The organism is Lonsdalea quercina subsp. quercina (genome assembly GCF_000688695.1).
GTDB classification, from domain to species: Bacteria; Pseudomonadota; Gammaproteobacteria; order Enterobacterales; family Enterobacteriaceae; genus Lonsdalea; species Lonsdalea quercina_D.
The window spans coordinates 56712-78612 of the sequence record NZ_JIBQ01000006.1; the positions used below are offsets into that span (position 1 = coordinate 56712).

The 21901-nt window shown below is 59.1% G+C and carries 21 protein-coding genes; 6 read left to right on the forward strand and 15 right to left on the reverse strand.

The window, feature by feature from the left end:
- Nucleotides 1–298 precede the first annotated feature (298 nt).
- Nucleotides 299–1021, forward strand: coding sequence for a peptidoglycan meso-diaminopimelic acid protein amidase (dpaA, locus tag SB13_RS07575; protein ID WP_026739767.1), 723 nt, complete (start codon nucleotides 299–301; stop codon nucleotides 1019–1021).
- Here the strand turns inward: dpaA and SB13_RS07580 are convergent.
- The 4 genes from SB13_RS07580 to mtnK form a co-directional block, all read right to left on the reverse strand.
- On the reverse strand, nucleotides 992–1759 hold the full coding sequence (locus SB13_RS07580) for a class II glutamine amidotransferase (protein ID WP_026739768.1): 768 nt from the start codon (nucleotides 1757–1759) through the stop codon (nucleotides 992–994). The two genes, dpaA and SB13_RS07580, sit on opposite strands and share 30 nt — an antisense overlap.
- A gap of 251 nt (nucleotides 1760–2010) precedes the next feature.
- Nucleotides 2011–2592, reverse strand: a complete 582-nt coding sequence (gene lpcA, locus SB13_RS07585; RefSeq protein WP_026739769.1) for a D-sedoheptulose 7-phosphate isomerase — start codon at nucleotides 2590–2592, stop codon at nucleotides 2011–2013.
- A gap of 249 nt (nucleotides 2593–2841) precedes the next feature.
- Nucleotides 2842–3816 carry an alpha/beta hydrolase gene (locus tag SB13_RS07590; protein ID WP_235202387.1) on the reverse strand — a complete coding sequence of 325 codons (975 nt, stop codon included), beginning with the start codon at nucleotides 3814–3816 and terminating at the stop codon, nucleotides 2842–2844.
- A gap of 432 nt (nucleotides 3817–4248) precedes the next feature.
- Nucleotides 4249–5451, reverse strand: coding sequence for an S-methyl-5-thioribose kinase (mtnK, locus tag SB13_RS07595; protein ID WP_026739771.1), 1203 nt, complete (start codon nucleotides 5449–5451; stop codon nucleotides 4249–4251).
- A 141-nt stretch (nucleotides 5452–5592) separates the two neighbouring features.
- Here mtnK and mtnA point away from each other — a divergent pair, with 141 nt between their 5' ends.
- A complete protein-coding gene (gene mtnA, locus SB13_RS07600) occupies nucleotides 5593–6624 on the forward strand; it encodes an S-methyl-5-thioribose-1-phosphate isomerase (protein ID WP_026739772.1) in 1032 nt (343 codons plus the stop codon).
- A gap of 56 nt (nucleotides 6625–6680) precedes the next feature.
- Here the strand turns inward: mtnA and SB13_RS07605 are convergent, their stop codons facing one another.
- Genes SB13_RS07605 through SB13_RS07615 form a run of 3 tightly spaced genes read right to left on the reverse strand, consistent with a single transcriptional unit; the run spans nucleotide 6681 to nucleotide 8520 of the window.
- Entirely contained in the window at nucleotides 6681–7223 is a 543-nt protein-coding gene (locus SB13_RS07605; protein ID WP_026739773.1) for a 1,2-dihydroxy-3-keto-5-methylthiopentene dioxygenase, read from the reverse strand.
- Entirely contained in the window at nucleotides 7220–7909 is a 690-nt protein-coding gene (mtnC, locus tag SB13_RS07610) for an acireductone synthase (RefSeq protein WP_026739774.1), read from the reverse strand. Before mtnC ends, SB13_RS07605 begins: the two co-directional genes overlap by 4 nt.
- Nucleotides 7906–8520, reverse strand: a complete 615-nt coding sequence (locus SB13_RS07615; RefSeq protein ID WP_026739775.1) for a methylthioribulose 1-phosphate dehydratase — start codon at nucleotides 8518–8520, stop codon at nucleotides 7906–7908. Before SB13_RS07615 ends, mtnC begins: the two co-directional genes overlap by 4 nt.
- A gap of 463 nt (nucleotides 8521–8983) precedes the next feature.
- Between SB13_RS07615 and SB13_RS07620 the strand changes: the two genes are divergently transcribed.
- A complete protein-coding gene (locus SB13_RS07620; protein ID WP_152545833.1) occupies nucleotides 8984–9415 on the forward strand; it encodes a hypothetical protein in 432 nt (143 codons plus the stop codon).
- A 100-nt stretch (nucleotides 9416–9515) separates the two neighbouring features.
- Here SB13_RS07620 and SB13_RS17015 read toward each other — a convergent pair whose 3' ends face one another.
- Nucleotides 9516–10643: a glycoside hydrolase family 19 protein gene (locus SB13_RS17015; protein ID WP_152545832.1), complete on the reverse strand. Its 1128-nt coding sequence runs from the start codon at nucleotides 10641–10643 to the stop codon at nucleotides 9516–9518.
- 236 nt (nucleotides 10644–10879) lie between these two features.
- Here SB13_RS17015 and SB13_RS07630 point away from each other — a divergent pair, with 236 nt between their 5' ends.
- Together SB13_RS07630 and SB13_RS07635 are read left to right on the forward strand one after the other, a co-directional pair.
- Complete coding sequence (locus SB13_RS07630) at nucleotides 10880–12037, forward strand: pyridoxal phosphate-dependent aminotransferase (protein WP_026739777.1); 1158 nt, start codon at nucleotides 10880–10882, stop codon at nucleotides 12035–12037.
- On the forward strand, nucleotides 12025–12792 hold the full coding sequence (locus SB13_RS07635; protein WP_026739778.1) for an amidohydrolase: 768 nt from the start codon (nucleotides 12025–12027) through the stop codon (nucleotides 12790–12792). The genes SB13_RS07630 and SB13_RS07635 overlap by 13 nt, the downstream gene beginning before the upstream one ends.
- 270 nt (nucleotides 12793–13062) lie before the next feature.
- On the opposite strand, the gene hpxK is transcribed toward SB13_RS07635, so the two are convergent.
- The 7 genes from hpxK to SB13_RS07670 form a co-directional block, all read right to left on the reverse strand.
- On the reverse strand, nucleotides 13063–14331 hold the full coding sequence (hpxK, locus tag SB13_RS07640; protein ID WP_026739779.1) for an allantoate amidohydrolase: 1269 nt from the start codon (nucleotides 14329–14331) through the stop codon (nucleotides 13063–13065).
- Complete coding sequence (locus SB13_RS07645; RefSeq protein WP_026739780.1) at nucleotides 14328–15572, reverse strand: pyridoxal-phosphate-dependent aminotransferase family protein; 1245 nt, start codon at nucleotides 15570–15572, stop codon at nucleotides 14328–14330. Before SB13_RS07645 ends, hpxK begins: the two co-directional genes overlap by 4 nt.
- 96 nt (nucleotides 15573–15668) lie before the next feature.
- On the reverse strand, nucleotides 15669–16412 hold the full coding sequence (locus tag SB13_RS07650) for an amino acid ABC transporter ATP-binding protein (RefSeq protein ID WP_026739781.1): 744 nt from the start codon (nucleotides 16410–16412) through the stop codon (nucleotides 15669–15671).
- Entirely contained in the window at nucleotides 16393–17046 is a 654-nt protein-coding gene (locus SB13_RS07655; RefSeq protein WP_304163060.1) for an amino acid ABC transporter permease, read from the reverse strand. Before SB13_RS07655 ends, SB13_RS07650 begins: the two co-directional genes overlap by 20 nt.
- On the reverse strand, nucleotides 17046–17714 hold the full coding sequence (locus tag SB13_RS07660; RefSeq protein WP_026739783.1) for an amino acid ABC transporter permease: 669 nt from the start codon (nucleotides 17712–17714) through the stop codon (nucleotides 17046–17048). Before SB13_RS07660 ends, SB13_RS07655 begins: the two co-directional genes overlap by 1 nt.
- 1 nt (nucleotide 17715) lies before the next feature.
- Nucleotides 17716–18507, reverse strand: a complete 792-nt coding sequence (locus SB13_RS07665) for a transporter substrate-binding domain-containing protein (protein ID WP_152545929.1) — start codon at nucleotides 18505–18507, stop codon at nucleotides 17716–17718.
- Between the two features lie 703 nt (nucleotides 18508–19210).
- Nucleotides 19211–20050 carry a MurR/RpiR family transcriptional regulator gene (locus SB13_RS07670; protein WP_026739785.1) on the reverse strand — a complete coding sequence of 280 codons (840 nt, stop codon included), beginning with the start codon at nucleotides 20048–20050 and terminating at the stop codon, nucleotides 19211–19213.
- A gap of 219 nt (nucleotides 20051–20269) precedes the next feature.
- On the opposite strand from SB13_RS07670, the gene SB13_RS07675 reads away from it, so the two are divergent.
- On the forward strand, nucleotides 20270–21856 hold the full coding sequence (locus SB13_RS07675; RefSeq protein ID WP_026739786.1) for a gamma-glutamyltransferase family protein: 1587 nt from the start codon (nucleotides 20270–20272) through the stop codon (nucleotides 21854–21856).
- The last annotated feature ends 45 nt before the right edge of the window (nucleotides 21857–21901 follow it).

Genomic DNA, 21901 nt, shown 5'->3' on the forward strand with positions numbered 1-21901 from the left:
CTCCCTGTCGCGTAGGGGGCAACACCAATAAGTTTCTTAATAATATCGTTGTGTTACCAGGGCTTTGCCTTAACCTTCTCACGCCTTATCGGCTGGGCGCGGAGCCGTCATTCCGGCCACGATGACGCCCTCGGTCCGACCTCTCTTTCACCGCTGTTTGCGTCTAACATAATTTCCCACTTGAATAAAATAAACGCAGTGCTAATGTGACAGCGCTACACCGCCTTAGGCACAGGAATACGGGACGACACCACAAAAATACCGTATGTCACACAGCTTCAGTTATCAGGATCCATCAATGCAAAAAATCGCACTGTCATTTGCGACGCTGTTTTTTTTGCCTTCCGTATTTGTTACCAGCTATGCGAGCGAAGTCATTCCGGTCACGACCTCTTTCAAGCAGCAGGCGTTAGGCTCGCCGGTTTATATTCAAATCTTCAAAGAAGAGCGGCTTTTGGAGCTGTATGCCAAAATCGGCACCGACTATCGTCTGGTGCAAAGCTATCCCATCTGCAAATACTCGGGCGGTCTCGGTCCCAAACGGGTGGAAGGCGATATGAAAAGTCCGGAAGGATTTTATCAGGTCGATTTGCATCAGCTTAAACCGGATAGCCGCTTTCACCGCGCCATCAACGTCGGTTTTCCCAACGAATATGACCGTGCCCAGGGTTATTCCGGACGCTATCTCATGATTCACGGCGAGTGCGTGTCGGTCGGCTGTTATGCGATGACCAATCAGTACATCGATGAGATCTACACCTACGTCGAGCGGGCGCTATTGAATGGGCAGGCGAAAGTCGAACTGGCGATTTATCCGTTCCGCATGACGGACAAAAACCTGCAGCGGCATCGCAACTCCACCTACGCCCATTTCTGGCAGCAGTTGCAGCCGGGCTACGCCTACTTCAACCAGCACCACCAGCCCCCGGCCGTCGCGGTGTTCAACGGCCAGTATATGGTGAATCAGGCGACCCCGAACAAGAACCCGTTTTCAAACTATGCGCTCACCAAAGTGGAATAACACAAACTCGCCTGGCTCGATCTGATGCCAGGTTTCATTCCCCGTCAGCGGCTGCGTCGCCAGCACGGTGACCACGTCATCCGGCGTGGTCTGCTGTTGAAAATCGATCTCCACATCATCATCCAGCAGCGTCGCCTTGCCGAATGGCGCACGTCGCGTAATCCAGCATAGCCGCGTGGAACAATACCCCATCACGAAATGTCCATCGGACAACAGCATGTTGAACACGCCCTTTTTGCTCAGCGTTTCCGCCAGCGACGCGATATAGCGAAAGACCGAGGGCCAGTGCGATGGCGTACGGGGGTAGCGTAACGAGAGATGGTGAAGCAGCCAGCAGAAGGCGTATTCGCTGTCCGTCTGCCCTACCGGGCGGTAGGTTCCGGTTTTCAGGCTGCGATAGCCTTTTAACTGACCGTTATGGGCGAACGTCCAGTTTCTCCCCCACAGCTCGCGGGTAAACGGATGGGTGTTCTCCAGCGCCACCGCACCGCGGTTGGCCTGGCGGATATGAGACACCACGGCGCAGGACTTGATGGGATACTTCTGTACCAGCTGTGCAATAGGCGACGTGGCGCTAGGCAGCGGATCTTTGAACGTACGACAACCGTTGCCCTCGTAAAAGGTGATACCCCAACCGTCGCGATGCGGTCCGGTACGGCCGCCGCGTTGCATCAGCCCGGAAAAACTAAAACAGATATCAGTTGGGACATTTGCGCTCATCCCAAGCAGTTCACACATGGTTGATTCCTTACCTTTGTGACCCGCGATGAAAACGTCAGAGCCGCTGGCGGTGATTAGCCTGCGTCTCCAGGCGAGATCCGTGCGGTGTGAATGGCCCTAAGGAACAGCGCAGCCCTGCTCCTTAGGGCCAACGTGACATCCCATCTTCTGCGGAGCGCCCGTCCGCGCCTTGATGAAGCGATTTCTCGGCGATGGCAGCATTCGCCCCGGTGCGGGATGCTGCCTGATGTACCGTTGGCGCAGCGGGACTAGCTCTCCGCCATTTCCTTTTCAATCAGCTGGATCAGGATATGAATCGCTTTGATATGGATTTCCTGAATACGGTCGGCGTAGCCAAAATGCGGCACGCGGATTTCGACATCCGCCGAACCCGCCATTTTGCCGCCGTCTTTGCCGGTCAGCGTGATGACTTTCATCCGCTTGGCGCGCGCGGCCGCAATGGCCCGGATGATATTGCCGGAGTTGCCCGAGGTGGAAATCCCCAGCAGCACATCCCCTTCACGCCCTAGGGATTCAATGTAGCGCGAGAACACGAAGTCGTAGCCAAAGTCATTGCTGACGCAGGAGATATGGCTCGGATCGGAGATCGCGATCGCCGGCAGTCCCGGACGGTTTTCACGGTAACGGCCGGTCAGCTCTTCGGCGAAATGCATGGCATCGCAATGAGAACCGCCGTTCCCACAGGAGATAACCTTTCCGCCCGCTTTGAACGCGTCCGCCAGCAGTACCGCCGCATCCTGAATCGACTGAATATTGGCATCGTCGCTTAAAAAGGTATTCAGCGTATCCGCCGCTTCTGTTAGCTCTTTACGGATTAAGTCCTGATACATGGAACCCTCTCATTAGGTGATATCACGATGGTCTTGCCGTGCAGTGTAACGGATCGCCCAAACCCGGAGAAGCGGACAATTAACGATTGATATGATTCGCGGCGGAGGTCACGTAGGGGAGATTATTTAACGCACAGTTTCCACCGTCCATCACATAGAACCACATCGCAAGGCATGGCCGGAATTAAAAAAAACCGCCGACGTATCGGCGGTATAAGACGTTAAAACATGCCTCTCGACACGCGGTGATTACTGCAGATGCTCTTTCAGCAGCATCCCGGCCTGGCTCAGGGCGGCCTGAACTTCAGGAACGCCGGCGAGCGCATTCAGGAGACCGTAGTCATGGATCATACCGTTATAACGCACCTGCACGACATCCACGCCCGCGGCGTTCAGATGACGCGCATAGGCTTCGCCTTCATCTCTCAGCACGTCGTTTTCCGCGGTCTGCACCAGCGCCGGCGGCAACCCTTTCAACTGCGCTTCGCTTGCCATCAGAGGCGACGCGTAAATTTCGGCTCGCTGAGCGGCCTGCGTCGTGTAGTTGTCCCAGAACCATTTCATCATATTGCGGCTCAGGAAGCGGCCTTCCGCAAAGTCTTTGTAGGATGCGGTGTCAAATTTAGCATCCGTGACCGGCCAGAAAAGGACTTGATAACGTAGTTTCGGCGCACCTTTTTCTTTAGCCATCAGACTGACTACCGCCGCCATGTTACCGCCCACGCTGTTCCCAGCGACGGCCAGACGCTTGCCGTCCACGTTAATTTCCGCGCCGTGTTCAGACACCCAACGGGTCGCCGCATAGGCCTGATTGATGGCGACCGGATAGTGCGCTTCGGGACTCGGTGTGTAGTTGACGAACACGGCAGCGGCGCCAGAAGCCACCACCAAGTCCCTCACCATGCGCTGATGGGTGGGGAAGTCGCCCAAGACCCAGCCACCGCCATGGAAGAACATAAACACGGGCAGTTCGCCGCTGGCGTTCTCAGGCCGGACGATGGTCAACGTCAACGGTTTACCGTCCACCTGAATGGTTTTCTCTGTGATGGCGACGCCGGACATGTCCACTTTGACGCTCGCTTGCGCGTCGGAGAGCACCTTGCGCGCATCTGCCGGGGAAAGTTGTTCGATGGGTTTACCGTGCCCGCTATTCAGCGAATTCACAAAGGCTTGCGTACCGCGTTCCAGATGCGGATCGACAGACGCTGCGTGAGCGATGCTCATTGACAGCAACAGGCTGCCGGTGAGCAGATGACAAGCTAAAGTTTTCATAATCCATCCTTAAACAGCACTAATGATTAAGAGGGTTAATAAAATAATGCGCATAAGAAAGGATAGAAGAAAAAACGGGTATGATTGATTTAGATTAATTGATTGAAAAACAATGCATTTCAATAAAATAAACATCCAAAGCGAGAAAAGCCGCTCACTACATACATCAGTTTATATTAATAACGCATTCACTCAACGCGGCAGATCCTCCGTCAAAAAAGCAGAGAATCCACCGCACGACAATGCCGCGAGACGTTTCAGACAGGCCGACACATCGCAAGGGGAGATGACAAACGGTGAAGTGTGTGAAACAGCAACGGCGTGTTCAATGGCATGACGCGGGGGAAAAACGGCGCAGAGATCTCCGCGCCATTGGGCGATATATCAGGCTTCCCATTCGCCGATACGCGTCAGTAGCGCCTTGGGATCGGCAATGTCGCCGGCTTCGACGATCAGCGCTCTACCCAGCGCCAGCGCATGTCTTTTCGCGGTCAATCGCGCCTGCTTGTCCGCAATGCTGTCCAGATCCGCGACGTGGGCCAGGCCGATGGTGCGACGAATCAATTCGCTGCCGCAGTACCCAACGGCGTCTTGCCACACCTGACGCAAAAACAGTTCTGCGTAGCCGTCAGCCGCCAGCGCAGGCTCACGACCTTGCTCTGCGCATAGCACCGTAAAGCGCTCAGCAAAAGTCCGCCACAGCGTGACGCACTCCTCAAGACGCTGAGACCGGGCCGTCTTTGCCGCTTCTGCTCCCAACAATCCCGGCACACCGCAGTAGTTCAACAGCAGATTCCCCAACGCAGACCCCACATCGAAGCCGATAGGACCGTAGAAACCGAATTCTGCGTCAATCACCTTGAGCTTGCCTTCGGCCACGAAAATCGACCCGCTGTGCACATCGCCGTGCAATAACGCTTCCGCCTTGGCGAGAAAACCGTGTTTCAACGCCGCCACCGCGCGCTTCAACGCGCGATCTTCCCGCAGCGCCAGTACGTTCGGCAGTAGCTCCGGCTCGAACTGATTACGTTCGTGGTCGATATAAGGATCGGTAAAGAACAGATCTTCCGTAATCTGACACAGCTCCGGGTTCGTAAAACGGCTGACGGCCGCTTTCTTATCGTGCGGCGGCTGATAGAAGTCGGAGGTGTGAAACAGCGCTTGCGCCAGATATTCGCCCAGCTGAGAGGCCGCCTGCGGGTAATGGCGCCCCGCCACCAGTTCATTACGCCAGATGCGATGATCGGACAGATCTTCCTGCACCATCACCGCCAGTTCGGGATCGTAATGCAATACCGCGACGGTATGCTGCGGGCAAAACCGCGCGTGGGTCAGCAGGGTTTCCGCTTCGATTCTGGACCTGTCTAGCGTCAGCGGCCACGACTCGCCGACACAGCGCACATAGGGCAGCGCCTGCTTGACAATCACACGGCTGACGCCCTGTGTATCGCGAATTTTGAAGACCAAATTCAGGTTGCCGTCGCCAATCTCCTCGGCGGCGACCAACGTATGCGCCTCCGCCACGCCGCCGTATTGGCGGGCGTATGCTACGGCATCGTCTGCGTGAAAAGTACGGTATTGTGACATTGCGAATCCCCTGGTACGTGGTGCTGTTGGTCGTTTTATTGTTGTTTTAGACATAAAAGCGTTTGGACGTCTATACATCCGCAAAGCATACTGGCAGAATAAAAAAATTGATGCAATAGCGCAACACGGATTTAACCCTGAATGCAAAACATTAACACGACAAGTCTAAAGGTCATTGATAACCAGCTCTGGATCCTGGATCAGCAGGCGCTACCGCAGGAGATGGTTTGGCATCCCTGCCCGGACGTCCCTGCGCTGGTTGAACATATCAAAGCCCTACGCGTGCGGGGCGCGCCGGTCATCGGGTTATCGGCGAGTTTGCTGTTGGCGCTGCTGGCGGAAGGCGGCCTGTCGCGACAGGCGCTGACGGCCGCACTTGAGACGCTGCGCGCGGCACGCCCGACCGCCGTCAACCTGATGAACAATCTTGATCGCATGAAGCAGGCGCTGGCGTCGCCGGAGTGGATCCCGGCGCTGGGGCGGGAAGCCCTGCGGTTGATTGAGGAAGATCGCGCCCTGTGCGATCGCATCGCGGATTACGGCGCCACGCTGGTCACCCCCGGCAGCCGGCTGCTGACACACTGCAACACCGGCGGACTGGCGACGGCGGGCGTGGGCACGGCGATCGGGATACTGCTGCGCGCTCATCAGCAAGGCAAGATTGAAAACGTATGGGTGGATGAAACCCGGCCGTTGCTGCAAGGCGGACGCCTTACCGCCTGGGAACTGGGCGAATTGGGCATTCCCTATCGCCTGATTTGCGACTCCATGGCGGCGTCGCTGATGGCGCAGGGCCAGGTCGATGCCGTGTGGGTCGGCGCGGACCGCATCGCCGCCAACGGCGATGTCGCCAACAAGATCGGCACCTATAGCCTGGCAGTGCTGGCGCATTATCACCGCATTCCTTTCTACGTCGCCGCGCCTCACACCACACACGACCCCCACTGTCCGGATGGCCACGCGATCCCCATCGAACAGCGCGCCACCGCCGAGGTCACCGGCGTGTCAGGAAGCTTCGGCCACACTCAGTGGGCGCCGCAGGATGCGCCGGTGTATAACCCGGCCTTTGATGTCACCCCGGCCGCCTTGATTAGCGGTTGGGTACTGGATAGCGGTGTGATTACACCCGAGCAGGTGCGGGAAGGTATTTTTCAGCAGACGCTGTCGCGTTGATACGGTAGGACACGTCTCCCCGCCGTTTGGGNGGGGAGACGCTGACAGGCCAGCGGTCAGGCCAACTTCGGATAGGCCGTGGCAATGTCGTCGCCGGTGAAGTGCGCGATCCACCCCTCCGGGTTGTCGAACAGTCGGATCGCCGTGAAGTTTGGTGACGATCCCATATCGAACCAGTGCGGCGTTCCCGCCGGTACAGACAGCAAATCGTTCTTCTCACACAGGATCTGGAAAATCTGCCCCTCGACATGCAGGCAGAACAGCCCTGCGCCCTCTACGAAGAAACGCACTTCATCTTCCCCGTGGGTATGTTCAGACAGAAACTTACCGCGTAACGCCTCCTTCTGCGGATTGTCGGCGCGCATGCTGATCACATCCCAACTCTGATAGCCTTTTTCCGCGACCAGCTTGTTGATTTCGTGCTGATAGGCCGCCAGCACTTCTTCCGCATCAGGCTCGGCGCTCAATGCACGGTCCGCCTGCCAGCGCTCGAAGCGAACGCCGATGGCGTTCAGACGCTGACGGATTGCCTCCGCGTCCCGACTCTCCCAGACCGGCTGGGATGCGTCTTGATCGCTGAAAATAGTGAGTGCGCTCATAAGGAAATCTCCTGTACGTCGATGTGATCGAAGCGGCTCACCTGCGGGTGATCGCTGTGGGGGTCTGCCTCGCCGCGCAGCAGCTGACAAGTTTGCCAACCGGCGCTTCGCGCCGCGTCCAGCTCCTGATGGATATCGGAAAGGAACAGGATCTCGGCCGCCGGCAGCGCGATAACGTCGGCGATATTCCGATAGGAAGTGACTTCACGCTTCGCGCCGACGCGAGTATCGAAATACCCGCTGAACAGCGGCCGTAAATCGCCCACGTCGCTGTGGCCGAAGAGCAACTGCTGCGCCTCGACCGAGCCGGAAGAGTAAACATACAGCTTGATGCCCTGCTCTAACCACGCATGCAGCTGCGGCGTCACGTCGTCGTAAATGTGGCCGTGAAAATCGCCCTGCTGATAGCCCGTGCGCCAGATAATGCCCTGTAATGTTTTCAGCGCCGTCGACTTGCGATCCTGATCCATAAACCGCGCCAATGCGTCCACCAACTCCGTTTCGCTGGCCTCCGGCTGCCCTAACTCGATTCGGAGCGCAGCCAGCGCCTCGGCGACGTCCGGCCGATCTCCGGCCTGAGCCACCACCTGCGCCAGTCGAGCGCGGGCATAGGGAAATAGAACGTTGTGGACAAAGCGAATGTCGCTGGTGGTGCCTTCAATATCAGTCACGATGGCCTTAATCATTGCGCCTCCAGCACACGTCGTTGCAGTTCGCACTGGAACAGAAACTCCAGCCCTTCGAGATGGCGGCGCGCCTCTTGTACGCTCTCCCCCCAACAGTAAAGACCGTGGCCCCGCACCAGAAAACCATAGCGCAGCGGCGTAGACCCATGGCGGGCCGCAACACGTTCGGCCAGCGCAGGAATGTCCTGATCGTTATCGAAAATAGGGAGGGTGACTCGGTCCAGATGCGAGCGCTGGCCTGACAGCGACTTCTGCATCTCGTAGCCTTCAAGAATCAACGCGTCGCTTTTCTCCACGCGGGACAGCACCGTGGCGTTCACCGAGTGCGTATGCAGGACGGCGCCGATGCGCGCGTCGAGACGATACAGCAGGGTGTGTAAACCGGTTTCCGCAGACGGCGTACGGCCGCAGGGGACATGGTTGGTGGCAATGTCGACCTGCAAAAAGTCTTCAGGTTTCAGGTTGCCCTTGTCTTTGCCCGATGCCGTGATCAGGCTGCGCGCCTCATCAAGACGGACGGACATATTGCCGCCGGTGGCGGGACACCAGCCTTTTTCACCGATCCAGTGGCAGGCCGCCAGCAGATCGGCCAAATATGCGTTATCGCTCATTGTCTATTCCCAGTGCAGGTGAATCCCCAAACGTTCCGACGCAACCGTCGGCGTTCAGTGTTGTTATTGCCGCTCAGTGAGCATGAATTTTTATAAAAATCAGAGAGAATACAGGTCAACGCGCCGGTCTCACCCCGCCCGCGACGCCACCCCTGACTCAAGCGCTGGCGTAGGCTTTCAGCACTGACAGCGAAGTACCAGGCTCGCGCCGCACGCCTGACGGCAGCGAAAAATCCGTGGGTTCGATGAGGAGGCGTTCGGCCGGTATTAAGGTCCGCGCCCGACAGCGTCTACACTTGTACATCAGTGATGCGTCTGCCTAGCGCCCCTTCACGTTCACCGTGTCGGCCCTCTGACCGCTGCGCCTTCGCCTGATGACAGGCAGGACGTTAAAGCGAGAGATTACCCGGAGAAAACGGGGATCTCAAGAAGATCATCAGCCCTTCCCGCCAAGGAGAAAACCGTGAAAAGGATGGTTAAAATCCCCCTTTCTTTGTGCTGTTTTATCGTTTTCTGTCCGCCAGCTCAGGCCACGCCGTCGCCCGATGACACGCCGCTGTTTTATTGTCCGACGGACAAGGGCGATCGCATCTTGCTGGAAAATCGGGAAGGGAAATTGGTATTAATCCTCAACGGGGAGAGCCATGTTGCGGATGAAACCGTGCAGGAAATTAGCCAAACCTATCGTCGAAACATCGAAAGATCGCCCGAATACAATGTGGTCAGCTTGCATATCAAAGGGATCGAATATGGCATCGGTTCGTTCAAAAATATCGCCACTCAGGCAGAACCGACCGGTCAGTTTTTCTCTTACTCTTCCGATAAAAATCGGATGCCCGACCTGCTCTGCTCGTTTGGTGAAGACATCAATAATCTCTCCAGACTGGCGAAATAATCCGTCGCGCTTTCGGACAACCACGCAGACGTCACGGTATCCGCCTGTTGCGTTCGGAAGAGCCGGGCATAAAAAAAGGGGCTGAATCAGCCCCTGCCTGTTAACTCAAATTATCTATTCGCGTTTGAATCGCGCTGACCTTGGTGGCGTCCTTCGCGTCCTGGTATAACGCCAACGCCCTTTTATAGGCTACTAGCGCTTCGGCCTTGTCTTTACGCGTTCCCTGTTCCTTGCTGAGCGGATCGTGATAACGCGCCCAGCTGTACGCATACACCTTGTTGTTATAAATGCCGCTCTCTTCGAAAGTGAATCCGTTCGACTTTCTCAATTGGTTAAGATGCTCACACTTCAGCACTTCAGTGGCCTTATCGAAATAGCGCAAGCGGTCGTCATAACCGTTGAAACCACCGTTGATTCGGGCCGTGATCATATTGAAATCATCTTTTTTGGCGTAACTATTCAGATTCTGGTTGCCGTAATCCATATAAAACCAAAAAGCGGATTGCACACAGTGCGGATAGGTGGTCAGTTTGTTCCGGTTGTCTTCACTGGAATAAACATCCTCCCCCACGGCGCTGCCATAGGCGCGATAGTTCTTTTCAAAGGTCAATTGAATCAGTCCGCGTCCGTACCACGGCGCGTAACTTTTTTGGCTCCCGTTAATCTCCGAGGTGTACACCAAGCCGAGGCTTTCGTGGCAACACTGCGCGAGAAAATGCGCTTTCTCCCTGCATGTCGTCATCCCATATTTAGCGAAGCCATCATTGAAGGCCTTCAGGTAGGTCATCAGTTTGTCTTCATCGACCTTTGGCGCGATTTTACGCAGCTCGCTCGGGGTAATGTCCCGATTGCAGGCGCAGGTGGTCGGTTCCGCCGCCGTGGTTCCATACCCCTGCGCCGTCATCGGCAACACGGACTGGAGAAAATTGCGCGGAAGAGTCGCGGCCAGCATCGCGCGCAGACCAGCCTGTAGCGCTGAAGATAAATCGTTGACGGCCCGACAGGACGTCGAATCAAAACGGAGAGGGAGATGAGCCAATAAATATTCGGGTAACCGTTTCACCCTGATAATGGCCTGTCCATACGGCGCCAATGGGCCAGATAACACGTCGAGATTTCGAATGGATTGACGCTTGCCAAAATCGATCATCTCTATATTTTTCATTACGGTATTCATAAACAAATATGTCCTTATGTGGTTTAACTTCCAAATAGCCAGCGTTCGCACTGGCGTTCCTGTTCCTCAGGATTGTTTATGCCTTGTTGCTGCCCTCCTTTATCGCTCACTAGTTTAAAAACGATTTCAAACAGTATTAGCGCCACATATCAATACGATAAGTCTGCTTTGCTGTTTTCAAGCGGCAATTTGTTTAGCCATATAGACGTTCAAGCGTCTTGATTGCCAATTGTTGACAGCGTGATATATTGGCTAGCTATACAAGTTTGCAGGAGTTGTTTTCAGTCATGAGCGCGGCGCTAATCCCCCAAAGTAAACTTCCTTCCCTCGGCACGACGATCTTCAGTCAGATGAGCGCGCTGGCGCAGAAACATCAGGCGATCAATCTGTCGCAGGGCTTCCCTGATTTCGATGGTCCCTCCTATCTGCAAGAACGTCTGGCCTTTCACGTCAGTCAGGGAGCCAATCAATACGCGCCGATGACCGGCGTCGCGCCGTTGAGACAGGCCATCGCCGAAAAAACCGGGCAGCTGTATGGCTGGGAACCGGATGCCGACCAGGAAGTCACGGTCACGGCTGGCGCGACGGAAGCCCTGTTCGCCGCCATTAGCGCGCTGGTGCGCCAGGGCGACGAGGTGATTTGCTTCGACCCCAGCTATGACTGCTATGCGCCAGCCATCGAATTGGCCGGCGGCGTGGTGAAGCGTCTGGCGCTACAGCCGCCCGCCTTCCAGGTGGACTGGGCGCAGTTCGCCGAAGTGCTGAGCGATAAAACCCGGCTGGTGATACTCAACACGCCGCACAACCCATCCGCCACCGTCTGGCAAACGTCTGATTTCAATGCCCTGTGGCAGGCGATTGCAGAACGCGAAATTTACGTGCTGAGCGATGAAGTGTACGAGCATATCTGCTTCGACCCGCAAGGCCATGCCAGCGTTCTCGCGCATCCCGAGCTTCGTCAGCGGGCGGTCGCCGTCTCGTCCTTCGGCAAAACGTTTCATATGACCGGCTGGAAAGTAGGTTACTGCGTGGCGCCCGCGCCTATCAGCGCCGAACTGCGCAAAATTCACCAGTATCTGACGTTCGCCGTCAACACGCCCGCACAGCTGGCAATTGCGGATATGCTGCGGGAACATCCGGAACACTGGCGCGAACTGCCTGAGTTTTACCAAGCGCGGCGGGACCGCTTCGTCAATGCCCTGTCCGCCAGCCGCTTCGAGCTGTTGCCGTGTCAGGGCACCTACTTCCTGCTGGCGGACTACAAAGCGATCTCAACGCAGGATGACGTGAGCTTCTGCCGCTGGATGACCGAACACGTCGGCGTCGCCGCCATTCCGCTGTCGGTTTTCTGCGCAGACCCTTTCCCCCATACTTTGATTCGGTTATGTTTTGCTAAACAGGAATCCACGTTGGATGCCGCTGCGGAGCGCCTATGTCGACTTTAAAAATCACCCTATTGCAGCAACCCCTGGCATGGATGGATGGCCCAGCCAACCTGAGCCACTTCGACGCGTTGCTGGAGAACATCACGGGGCGTGATCTGATTCTGTTGCCGGAAATGTTCACTACCGGATTCGCGATGGAAGCCGCCGAACACAGTCTGGATCAGTCGGTGGTTGAGGCGTGGCTCTGCCAGTGGGCGCAGCGCACCAATGCGCTCATTGGCGGCAGCGTGGCGGTGCAAACCCCAAAAGGCGCGGCGAACCGTTTTCTGTTCGCCGATCCGCACGGCGCGCTGTATCGCTACGACAAGCGACATCTGTTCCGCATGGCGGACGAGCATCAGTATTATCAGGCGGGCAAGAAGAAGCTGGTGGTGGAGTGGCGCGGTTGGCGCATTATGCCGCTGATCTGCTACGACCTGCGCTTCCCGGTCTGGGCGCGCAACCAGCAAGATTACGATCTGCTGCTGTATGTAGCTAACTGGCCAACGCCGCGCGCGCATCACTGGAAGACGCTGCTCACGGCCCGTGCGATTGAAAATCAGAGCTATGTGGCGGGCTGCAACCGCGTCGGCACCGATGCCAACGGCCACAGCTATCAGGGTGACAGCGTGATCCTCGACCCACTGGGTCAGACGCTGGCCAGCGCACCGGAAAATCAGCCCGCGCGTCTGGATGCGGAGCTGTCGCTGGAAGCGTTGCAGGCCTATCGGGAAGCTTTCCCGGCCTGGCGCGACGCGGACAAGTTCGACCTGTAGCGCCTCTCTCTCGCCCCCGTCCCGACGAAGTTAGTCAGCGCTGACTTCTCAGCAATCCGGCGTGCCGTCGGAATGCGCCATGTCCTGCCGCCGACGAAGAGACGGCGGGATAGACGGAGGAACAGGCCGTAGACGCGAGGCGCCATTGACGACAACCTTGCGCGCAGCAAACAGGACCGGCTCTCGCTTTCTCGTGCCAGAGGCGTGAACATCAGCCGGGCGCGATTCGGTTCCTTTATCGCACTCCCCCTCCCGACATTCACCACGCACTTACCTCCCGCCGCCGCGTGCGACGCTTTGCACCGTCAGCAGTAACGCCCGCAGCGCCTGCGCCACGTCGTCAGTCAGTACTGACTCATCAGGATGATGGCTAATGCCGCCGCGACAGCGCACAAACAGCATTCCTACCGGCCAGCGTTCGGCGATGGCAATCGCGTCATGCCCCGCGCCGCTCGGCAGCGACAGGCCCGTTCCCTGCACCGTCGTCACAGCGTCGGACAACATCGCCTGCAGCCCGATGTCGCAGCGCGTGGCAGGAATTCGATAGTACTCCTCCGCGCTGAACCGACATCCGCGCCGCGCCGCTATCTCCTCCGCCGCGTGCAGCAACTGGCTTAGCAAGGCCTCCAGCGCCGCATCTTCCGGTCCGCGGATATCCAGCGTCAGCCTGACCTCGCCGGGGATGACGTTGGCCGCCCCCGGCAAACACTGCAACGTCCCCACGGTCGCGACCCGATGCGGATCGCCCGACTGCGTCAGCGCTTCTACCTGCGTCATCCAGGCCGCCGCCGCCGCCAGCGCGTCCTGTCGCTGGCCCATCGGCACCGTGCCGGCGTGGCCGGCGTGGCCCAAAAACGCGCAGTTCAACCGCCGCGCCCCGTTGATCGCTGTCACCACGCCCAGCGCCAGTCCCACCTGCTCCAAACACGGCCCCTGTTCGATATGCAATTCCAGATAGGCCAGAATATCGCTCGGCGCGCGTGCCGCTTCCCCGATGGCGTCACTAGACAATCCGGCCTGCGTCAGCGCTTGCGCCACGGAAACGCCGTCGGCATCCCGGCACNCCAGCCACTCCGCCGGCCAGGTGCCGGTCAGCCCGCGGCTGCCCAGAAGGGTGATGCCGAACCGCGTCCCCTCCTCGTCGCCGAAGCCCACGATCTCCAGCGCCACCGGCAGCCGAATATGGCGCTGATGCAGGTAGCGGACCGTTTCCAGCGCGCAGAGAACGCCCAACATACCGTCGTAACGACCGGCGTTGCGGACCGTGTCCAGATGCGAGCCGAGCAATAGCGCCGGGGCGTTGGCCGTCTCNCCCTCATAGCGGCCGCAGATATTGCCCACGCTGTCCTGCCAGACGCGCATCCCCGCCGCACGCATCCACTCGCCGACCACCTGATTGGCGCGCAGATGTTCTGGTGACAGGTAGACCCGCGTCAGTTGGCCTGCGCTTTCGGAAATCTCCGCCAGCGCATCGCAGCGATCCATGACCTGCCTTGCGGCGTCGAGCGCCTCGGCAGCCGTCATCGCCACGTTGCTCATGCCGAGGCCTGCTGACGCGCGTAGACATCCCACGCGGCCTGTAACGCCGCGCCTTGCACCGAGCGGAAACCCAGCCGGTTCAGTACGGCTTCCAACGCGGTCAGCGTCTGCATGACGCAGTCTTTGCGCGCGTTGTAGCCCATCGTGCCGATCCGCCAGATCTTGCCCTGCAACGGGCCGAAAGAGGTGCCGATCTCGATGGCGAAATCATCCAGCAGCAGCTTACGCACGGCTTCCCCGTGGATCCCCTCGGGGATCGTCACGCCTAAAACGTTGTTCATGCGATGCACCGGATCGCCATAGGCTTGCAGGCCCATGCCTTCGATCCCGGCCAACAGCGCCTGACCGTGCAACGCATGGCGGGCGATGCAGGCGTCCAGCCCCTCTTCCAGAATAATACGGGCGCACTCGCGGGCGGCGAACAGCATACTGGTCGCTTCGGTGTGGTGGTTTAACCGCTCAGGTCCCCAGTAGTCCATGATCATGCCCAGATCGAAGTAGTTGGAGTACACCCTCTCTTCCTCGCCATCCCGATGATCGTCAGTGCGGATCCCCTGCTCCACGCATTTGCGCTGGCGGATCGCCGCGGCCATCCGTTCGCTGATCGTCACCGGCGAACTGCCGGACGGACCGCCGAGGCACTTCTGCAAGCCGGCGGACACCCCGTCCAGCCCCCAGGCGTCGGTCTCCAGCGGATTACCGCCAAAAGACGCGGTGGCGTCGGTGTAAAACAGCACGCCGTGACGGCGGCAGATATCGCCAAGCTGGTCCAGTGGTTGCAGCATCGTCGTCGACGTGTCGCCCTGAACGGTCAGCAGCAGACGCGGTTTGACGCGTTTGACGGCCTCTTCGATGCGATCGGGCGTGAAGACTTCGCCCCACGGCGCTTCAATCGTATGCACTTCGGCGCGGCAGCGGCGGGCGATCTCGCACAATAGGTGGCCGAAACGGCCGAAGACCGGCACCAGGACGCGATCGCCAGGGCGGATGGCCGAAACCAGTATGGCCTCGATACCCGATCGCGAGGTGCCGTCCACCAGCATCGTCCAGCGGTTTTCGGTGCGGAACAACTGCCGATACAGCGCCATAACCTGATTCATGTAACCGGTCATCACCGGGTCATACTGGCCAATCAACTGGCTGGACATCGCCCGGAGAACGCGGGGATCGGCGTTAATCGGGCCCGGTCCCATCAGCAGACGATGAGGCGGGTTAATTTGAGCGAACAGTTCGCTTTGCATAGTGGTGAACTCCTGATGTCCTTGATTCATGGTGTGCGTTGACGCATGGGTCGGAGAAATCGGCGGCAGCGCCCGCCGCACCGGCTTCGCCTCGCGTCAGGCTTCCGTCAGCCCGCGCACGGAGGCGATAAACTGTTTCAGTTCCGGGGTCTGCGGTTGGGCGAACAGGCGGCACCCTTCGCCCTGCTCCCACACGGTGCCCTGATGCATAAACACCACGCGGTCGCCGACCTCGCGGGCAAAATTCATTTCGTGGGTCACTAGAATCAGCGTCATGCCCTCCGCCGCCAGCTGTTCCAGCACCTTGAGCACCTCACCCACCAGCTCCGGATCCAGCGCCGAGGTAATTTCGTCGCACAACAGCACCTTCGGATTCATCGCCAATGCGCGGGCGATAGCCACACGCTGCTGCTGTCCGCCGGAGAGATTGGCGGGATAGTAGTCCCGCCGTTCGCCCAGCCCCACTTTGTCCAGCATCTGCTCGCCGAGACGACGACACTCCGCCGCGCTTTTGCCCAGCACCAACCGGGGCGCCAGCATCACGTTTTCCAGCGCGGTCATATGCGGGAACAGATTGAAATTCTGGAAAATCATCCCGACGGAACGGCTGATCTCACGCGCCTGAGACTCCCGGTCGGTGATGGTGATTCCGCCCAGCTTGATGCTGCCTTCCTGATAGCCTTCCAGTCCGTTGATGCAACGCAGCAGCGTACTTTTACCCGAGCCGCTGCGCCCGATGATCGAGATCACCTCGCCCATCTCGACGTCCAGGTCCACGCCTTTTAACACATGGTTTTGACCGTAAAACTTATGCACCTGATTAATGGTGATGAGCGGCATTGAATTTCTTCTCCAGATAGCGGCTGTAGTAAGACAGCGGATAACACAGCAGGAAGTAGCCGAGCGCCACCAGCCCGAACACCTTGAAAGGCTGATAGGTGACATTGTTCAGCATGGTTCCGGCCTTGGTCAGTTCGACGAAGCCGATGATGGACGCCAGCGCCGTGCCTTTGATCACCTGCACGGAGAAGCCCACCGTCGGGGCGATGGCGATGCGCATCGCCTGCGGCGCGACGACCCGGCTCAAGGTCTGCCAGAAGCTCAGCCCCAGACAGCGCGAGGCTTCCCACTGGCCGCGCGGCAGAGCCAGTACGCTGCCGTGCCAGATATCCACGAGAAACGCGCTGGTGAAGAGCGTCAGCGCCAGCGCGGCGGCCACCCACGGACTGACGTCGATGCCGAACAGGCCCAGACCAAAGAAGGCGAGGAACAGCTGCATCAGCAACGGCGTGCCCTGAAACAGGTTGGCGTAAGCGCGGGTCAGGCGCAGCGGCCAGGGACGGCGGGTCAGACGCAGCAGCAGCAAAGGCAGCGTCACCAGCGCGCCGCCGAAGAAAGCGGTCAGCGACAGCAGCACCGTCCAGCGCCCCGCCAGCAGCAGGTTACGTACGATATCCCAGTCGGTAAAGTTCATCATGCGCCCTGCGTTCCCAGAAAACGTCGCCCCAACATCATCAGCAGTTGGCGCATTAGCAGCGACAACGCCAGATACAGAAGCGTGGTGACCAGATACACCTCGAAGCTCAGGAAGGTGCGAGATTGGATCAGATTGGCGGCGAAGGTCAGCTCTTCGTACGACACCTGCGACACGACCGAGGAGCCGAGCATCACGATGATGCACTGGCTGACCAGCGCCGGATATATCCGCTGCAGCGCTGGCGGCAGGATCACCCGTAGAAACGTCTGCGTACGCGTCAGCCCCAGCACCCGGCAGGCCTCCCATTGGCCCTTCGGCGTCACCTGAATGCCCGCGCGGATGATCTCGGTGCTGTAGGCCCCAAGGTTCACCAGCATGGCGATCAGCGCCGCCTCGCCCGCGGTCAACTTCAGCCCCAGCCCCGGTAGTCCGAACACGATAAAGAACAGCTGCACAACGAAGGGGGTGTTGCGCATGACCTCCACGTAGACGCCCCACAGCCTGCTCAACACGTTCGGCTTGCCGCTGCGCAGCGCTGCGCCGCAGATGCCGATGGCGATGCCGCCGACCGTGGCCAGCACCGTCAGTTGCAAGGTGACCCAGAGACCGGCCAGCATCTCCGGCCAGTAGGGCCACAGCGCCGCGAAATCAAGCTGATAGGTCATGTCACGCGCCCAGATTGGCGGGCAGCGGCGCCTTCAGCCACTTCTGCGACAGGCCGTTCAGCGTATTGTCCTGCACCGCCTTTTCGATCAGCGCATTGACCTTCGCCTTCAGAGCGGGCTCGTCTTTTTTCAGGCCGATAAAGCACGGCGAATCTTTCAGCATGAATTTCGCCACCGGCGCTTTCGTGGGGTTCTGGGCGGCGATGGCCGCGACCNCCAGGTTGCCGGTCGCGATGTACTGCACCTGTCCGGACAAGTAGGCGGACAGCGTCGTATTGTTGTCCTCATAGCGCTTCAACTGCGCCTCTTTCGGCGCGATGTCGGTCAGTACCATGTCCTCTACCGCGCCGCGGGTGACGCCCACGCTTTTGCCCGCCAGCGCTTGAGGATTGGCGAGATCGCCGTCTTTCGGTCCGAACACGCCCAGGAAGAACGGCGCGTAGGCGCGACTAAAGTCGATCACCTTTTCGCGCTCGGCGTTTTTACCCAGGCTGGAGATCACCAGATCCACCTTGTTGGTTTGCAGGTAAGGCACTCGGTTAGCGCTGGTCACGGGCACCAGCTGCAACTTTAGTTTCATCTCACTGGCCAGATAACGGGCCATGTCGATATCGTAGCCCTGCGGCTGCAGGTCCGTGCCGACCGAACCGAACGGCGGGAAGTCCTGCGGCACAGCGACGCGCAGTACGCCGCGCTTTTCAATGTCTTGCAGCTGGTCTGCCAGAGCATGCCCAGACTGTACGAAAAACAGCGCCGCGCTGACCACGGCCAAGAAACCTTTTCTGATATCCATCGCTCTGCTCCTGGTTCGCCAATATGAAACAAAAGATTCTCAATAAACAATGATGAAACTATCGTTACAAATTGATGAGCAAGATATATGCCAATAATGAGGTTGTCAGCGGGGTGAGATGAAGGGCAGAAAAAAGCGCAGACCTTTCTGTAGATACGCTTTCTGTCAGCGTGAACGGGGAGGCGCATTGCGGAAACGGCAAAGGGAAGAGGACGACGCTCGCCCTGAAATAACGCACCATAAAAGAGCAATAGCACTCTTCTGGTGCTGAAAACCGGCTCATCGCTGAGCGCTATCGACATTCCCTTTGGCATGACAACGCTGCCGCCATCATGGGTTATTCAACGCGTCACGGATGTTCCGAAGCGTTAACGTCAGGGCCGTTTTGGCGATAGGCATGTGGGATGACAACGCTGCCGCCGTCATGAGCTATTCAACGCGTCACGGGTGTTCCGAAGCGTTAACGTCAGGGCCGTTTTGGCGATAGGCATGTGGGATGACAACGCTGCCGCCATCATGAGCTATTCAACGCGTCACGGGTGTTCCGAAGCGTTAACGTCAGGGCCGTTTTGGCGATAGGCATGCGGGATGACGCCAGTAGGCGGTGGATCTGAAATATCGACGCAGATTGCCATTGATTAAGTGCCGGCCAAGCGGCGCGGCGCACCGCCTACGGCATTCACACGCCGGGACGGGACTCCATCTAACGCTGCTCCAGCTCATCCAGCTGTTGGTACAGATCGGCGATGTGGTGGATGCGCTGACGCCCGTCCTGCAACATTTCATGCAGCAACGCGTTGCTCAGCAGGTTGACCAGCCCCATCGCAGAGGCGTAGCTGTCGAAGGCGGAGACGCTGTCCAGCGGCGCGCTCAGCGTCCAGGTCGCCAGCGGTTGCAGACTGTGGGCCTGCGGCTCGCACAGCAACAGCACCGGGACCTGTTTCTCCTTCAGTTGGGCGAGCAGAGACGGGATCAGTCGAGGACGACGACGAAACGCGGCTACGATCACGACATCCTGCGGACTCAGGTCGGCCAGCTCTTCCGCCAACGTCTGCCCCGGCTGCGCCAACAGGCAGACCTGCGGCCGCACCTGCAACAGCTGTTGGCGCAGATGCAGCGCCACCGGATAACTGTTGCGCAGCCCGATCAGGCAGACGCGCCGGGCCTGCCGTAGCGCGGCGATCACCGCGCCAAACTGCACCGGGTCGATCTGGTTGACCCACTGGGTCAGATTCGCCATCTCTTGCTTGTAGTGACGCGCCAGCAGCGTATTGCCCTGCACCGCGTCGCGGTTGTCGGCCAGCGGCATGCCGCTTTGACGCAGCGTGCGCAGCTCGTCGCGCATTTCGCGGTAGCTGGGGTAGCCGAGACGACGAAACAGGCGGCTAACGGTCGCTTTGGAGACGCCGCACAGCCGCGACAGCTCCGCGCTGTTGTAGCTGATCAGGTCGTTGAGGTGATCGAAAATGAACTCCGCGACCCGCCGCTCCTGAGGGGAAAGCGCATTAAAGTGGCTGCGTAGCCGTTCATCAATCTGCTTCATGCCTGCCTCTGTAACTTTCGTTTCATCCATTCACGGTATCGCTGCACCTTAGCACACCTCTTCGCGAGAACGGCAAGAGGAAAAAGAGTGGAATGCTTCTTGCTTTTGTCTTGAGTCGATTATCCGTGGGCACCCTCACGGCGCAACGTCTGGCCTGTGCGTTATCACTCGCCAGCGTTGAGCGCCGGAGCCTTGCCCCCTGGCAGTGGGAATTTTTAGATGATGCACAGTAATATCGCGCCCGCCGGCATGGCGGTGACGCCACATCACCTGGCCAGCGCCTCCGCTCAGGCCGTTTTGCGGGAGGGCGGCAATGCGATTGAAGCGATGGTCGCCGCCGCGTCGACCATCGCCGTCGTCTATCCGCACATGAACAGTCTGGGCGGAGACGGTTTCTGGCTTATCGTACCGCCGCAGGGCAGTCCCATCGCCATCGACGCCAGCGGTCCAGCGGGTTCGCTGGCTAACCGCGCGCTGTACGACGGTCTGGACCGCATTCCGCATCGCGGCCCTAAAGCCGCCATCACCGTAGCGGGCACCGTCGGCGGATGGCAGGAAGCGCTACGCTATGCGTCCGAACTGGGCGGAACATCGCTGCCGCTGAAGCGGCTGCTGGCCGACGCGATCCGCTATGCCGAACAGGGCATTCCCGTCACCCCCTCGCAGTCGGACGCGCTCACGCAGCATGTTGACGCCCTCAGCGCCAACGCCGAATTCCGCCGCGTCTTCTTGCCGGACGGTCACCCCCCTTCCCCCGGTAGCCGCTTCGTTCAGCCCGATCTTGCCCGCACGCTGACGCAGCTGGCGCAAGACGGTCTGGACAGTTTCTATCGCGGCGCGTTGGCCGATACGCTGGCGGCGGCAATGGCGCAGGTGGGGATGCCGGTGACCCGGAATGATCTGGCGAACTATCGCGCCAAACGCGTCGCGCCGCTGAGGTTGGCCCACAGTCAAGGCGAGATCTTCAACCTGGCGCCGCCGACGCAAGGGCTGGTGTCGTTAGCGATCCTCGGGATCGCCGACCGGCTCGACATGGCCGATCTCAACGATGCGCAAACGATCCACCGCATCGTCGAAGCCACCAAGCTGGCGTTCGAACTGCGCGATGCCTACATCACCGATCCCAGACTCGTCACGCAGGATATCCCCACACTGCTCAGCGCCGATGCGCTGGACGCCTTGAGCGCTCGGGTTGATACCGACGTCGCCGCGCCTTGGGGGGAAGGCAAAGGTCCCGGCGATACCGTATGGATGGGCGTATGCGACGCCAGCGGATTGTCGGTTTCCTTTATTCAGAGCCTCTATCACGAATTCGGCAGCGGCGTGGTGCTGCCGGAGACCGGCATCGTCTGGCAGAACCGGGGCGCCTCGTTCAGCCTTGATCCGCAGCATCTGCTGGCGCTGGAACCGGGCAAACAGCCGTTCCACACCCTGAATCCTGCCGCCGCACGGCTGTCCGATGGACGGACGATGGTCTACGGATCGATGGGCGGCGACGGCCAGCCTCAAACGCAGGCGGCGCTGTTCATCCGCCATGTGGTGCAGGGGTTGCCGCTACAGCAGGCCATCGCCGCGCCGCGCTGGCTGCTGGGCCGCACCTGGGGACAAACCTCCGATAGCCTGAAGCTGGAGGACCGCTTCGCCGTCGCAACCGTCGATACGCTGCGTACGCTGGGCCATGAGGTGGAGATGCTGCCCGATTTCAGCGAGAGCGTCGGACACGCCGGGGCTATCGTGCGCCATACTAACGGTATGCTCGAAGGGGCGTTTGACCCGCGCAGCAACGGCAGCGCCCTCGGCTTTTAAATCTGCAAGATCGCGACAACGATGATCACAGAGGGAACCATGAGT

What these genes read in the sequence shown, in the direction of transcription:
- dpaA (WP_026739767.1), top strand. Translation starts at nt 299, where the DNA reads ATGCAAAAAATCGCACTGTCATTTGCGACGCTGTTTTTTTTGCCTTCC.
- SB13_RS07580 (WP_026739768.1), bottom strand. Translation starts at nt 1,759, where the DNA reads ATGTGTGAACTGCTTGGGATGAGCGCAAATGTCCCAACTGATATCTGT.
- lpcA (WP_026739769.1), bottom strand. Translation starts at nt 2,592, where the DNA reads ATGTATCAGGACTTAATCCGTAAAGAGCTAACAGAAGCGGCGGATACG.
- SB13_RS07590 (WP_235202387.1), bottom strand. Translation starts at nt 3,816, where the DNA reads ATGAGCATCGCTCACGCAGCGTCTGTCGATCCGCATCTGGAACGCGGT.
- mtnK (WP_026739771.1), bottom strand. Translation starts at nt 5,451, where the DNA reads ATGTCACAATACCGTACTTTTCACGCAGACGATGCCGTAGCATACGCC.
- mtnA (WP_026739772.1), top strand. Translation starts at nt 5,593, where the DNA reads ATGCAAAACATTAACACGACAAGTCTAAAGGTCATTGATAACCAGCTC.
- SB13_RS07605 (WP_026739773.1), bottom strand. Translation starts at nt 7,223, where the DNA reads ATGAGCGCACTCACTATTTTCAGCGATCAAGACGCATCCCAGCCGGTC.
- mtnC (WP_026739774.1), bottom strand. Translation starts at nt 7,909, where the DNA reads ATGATTAAGGCCATCGTGACTGATATTGAAGGCACCACCAGCGACATT.
- SB13_RS07615 (WP_026739775.1), bottom strand. Translation starts at nt 8,520, where the DNA reads ATGAGCGATAACGCATATTTGGCCGATCTGCTGGCGGCCTGCCACTGG.
- SB13_RS07630 (WP_026739777.1), top strand. Translation starts at nt 10,880, where the DNA reads ATGAGCGCGGCGCTAATCCCCCAAAGTAAACTTCCTTCCCTCGGCACG.
- SB13_RS07635 (WP_026739778.1), top strand. Translation starts at nt 12,025, where the DNA reads ATGTCGACTTTAAAAATCACCCTATTGCAGCAACCCCTGGCATGGATG.
- SB13_RS07645 (WP_026739780.1), bottom strand. Translation starts at nt 15,572, where the DNA reads ATGCAAAGCGAACTGTTCGCTCAAATTAACCCGCCTCATCGTCTGCTG.
- SB13_RS07650 (WP_026739781.1), bottom strand. Translation starts at nt 16,412, where the DNA reads ATGCCGCTCATCACCATTAATCAGGTGCATAAGTTTTACGGTCAAAAC.
- SB13_RS07655 (WP_304163060.1), bottom strand. Translation starts at nt 17,046, where the DNA reads ATGAACTTTACCGACTGGGATATCGTACGTAACCTGCTGCTGGCGGGG.
- SB13_RS07660 (WP_026739783.1), bottom strand. Translation starts at nt 17,714, where the DNA reads ATGACCTATCAGCTTGATTTCGCGGCGCTGTGGCCCTACTGGCCGGAG.
- SB13_RS07670 (WP_026739785.1), bottom strand. Translation starts at nt 20,050, where the DNA reads ATGAAGCAGATTGATGAACGGCTACGCAGCCACTTTAATGCGCTTTCC.
- SB13_RS07675 (WP_026739786.1), top strand. Translation starts at nt 20,270, where the DNA reads ATGATGCACAGTAATATCGCGCCCGCCGGCATGGCGGTGACGCCACAT.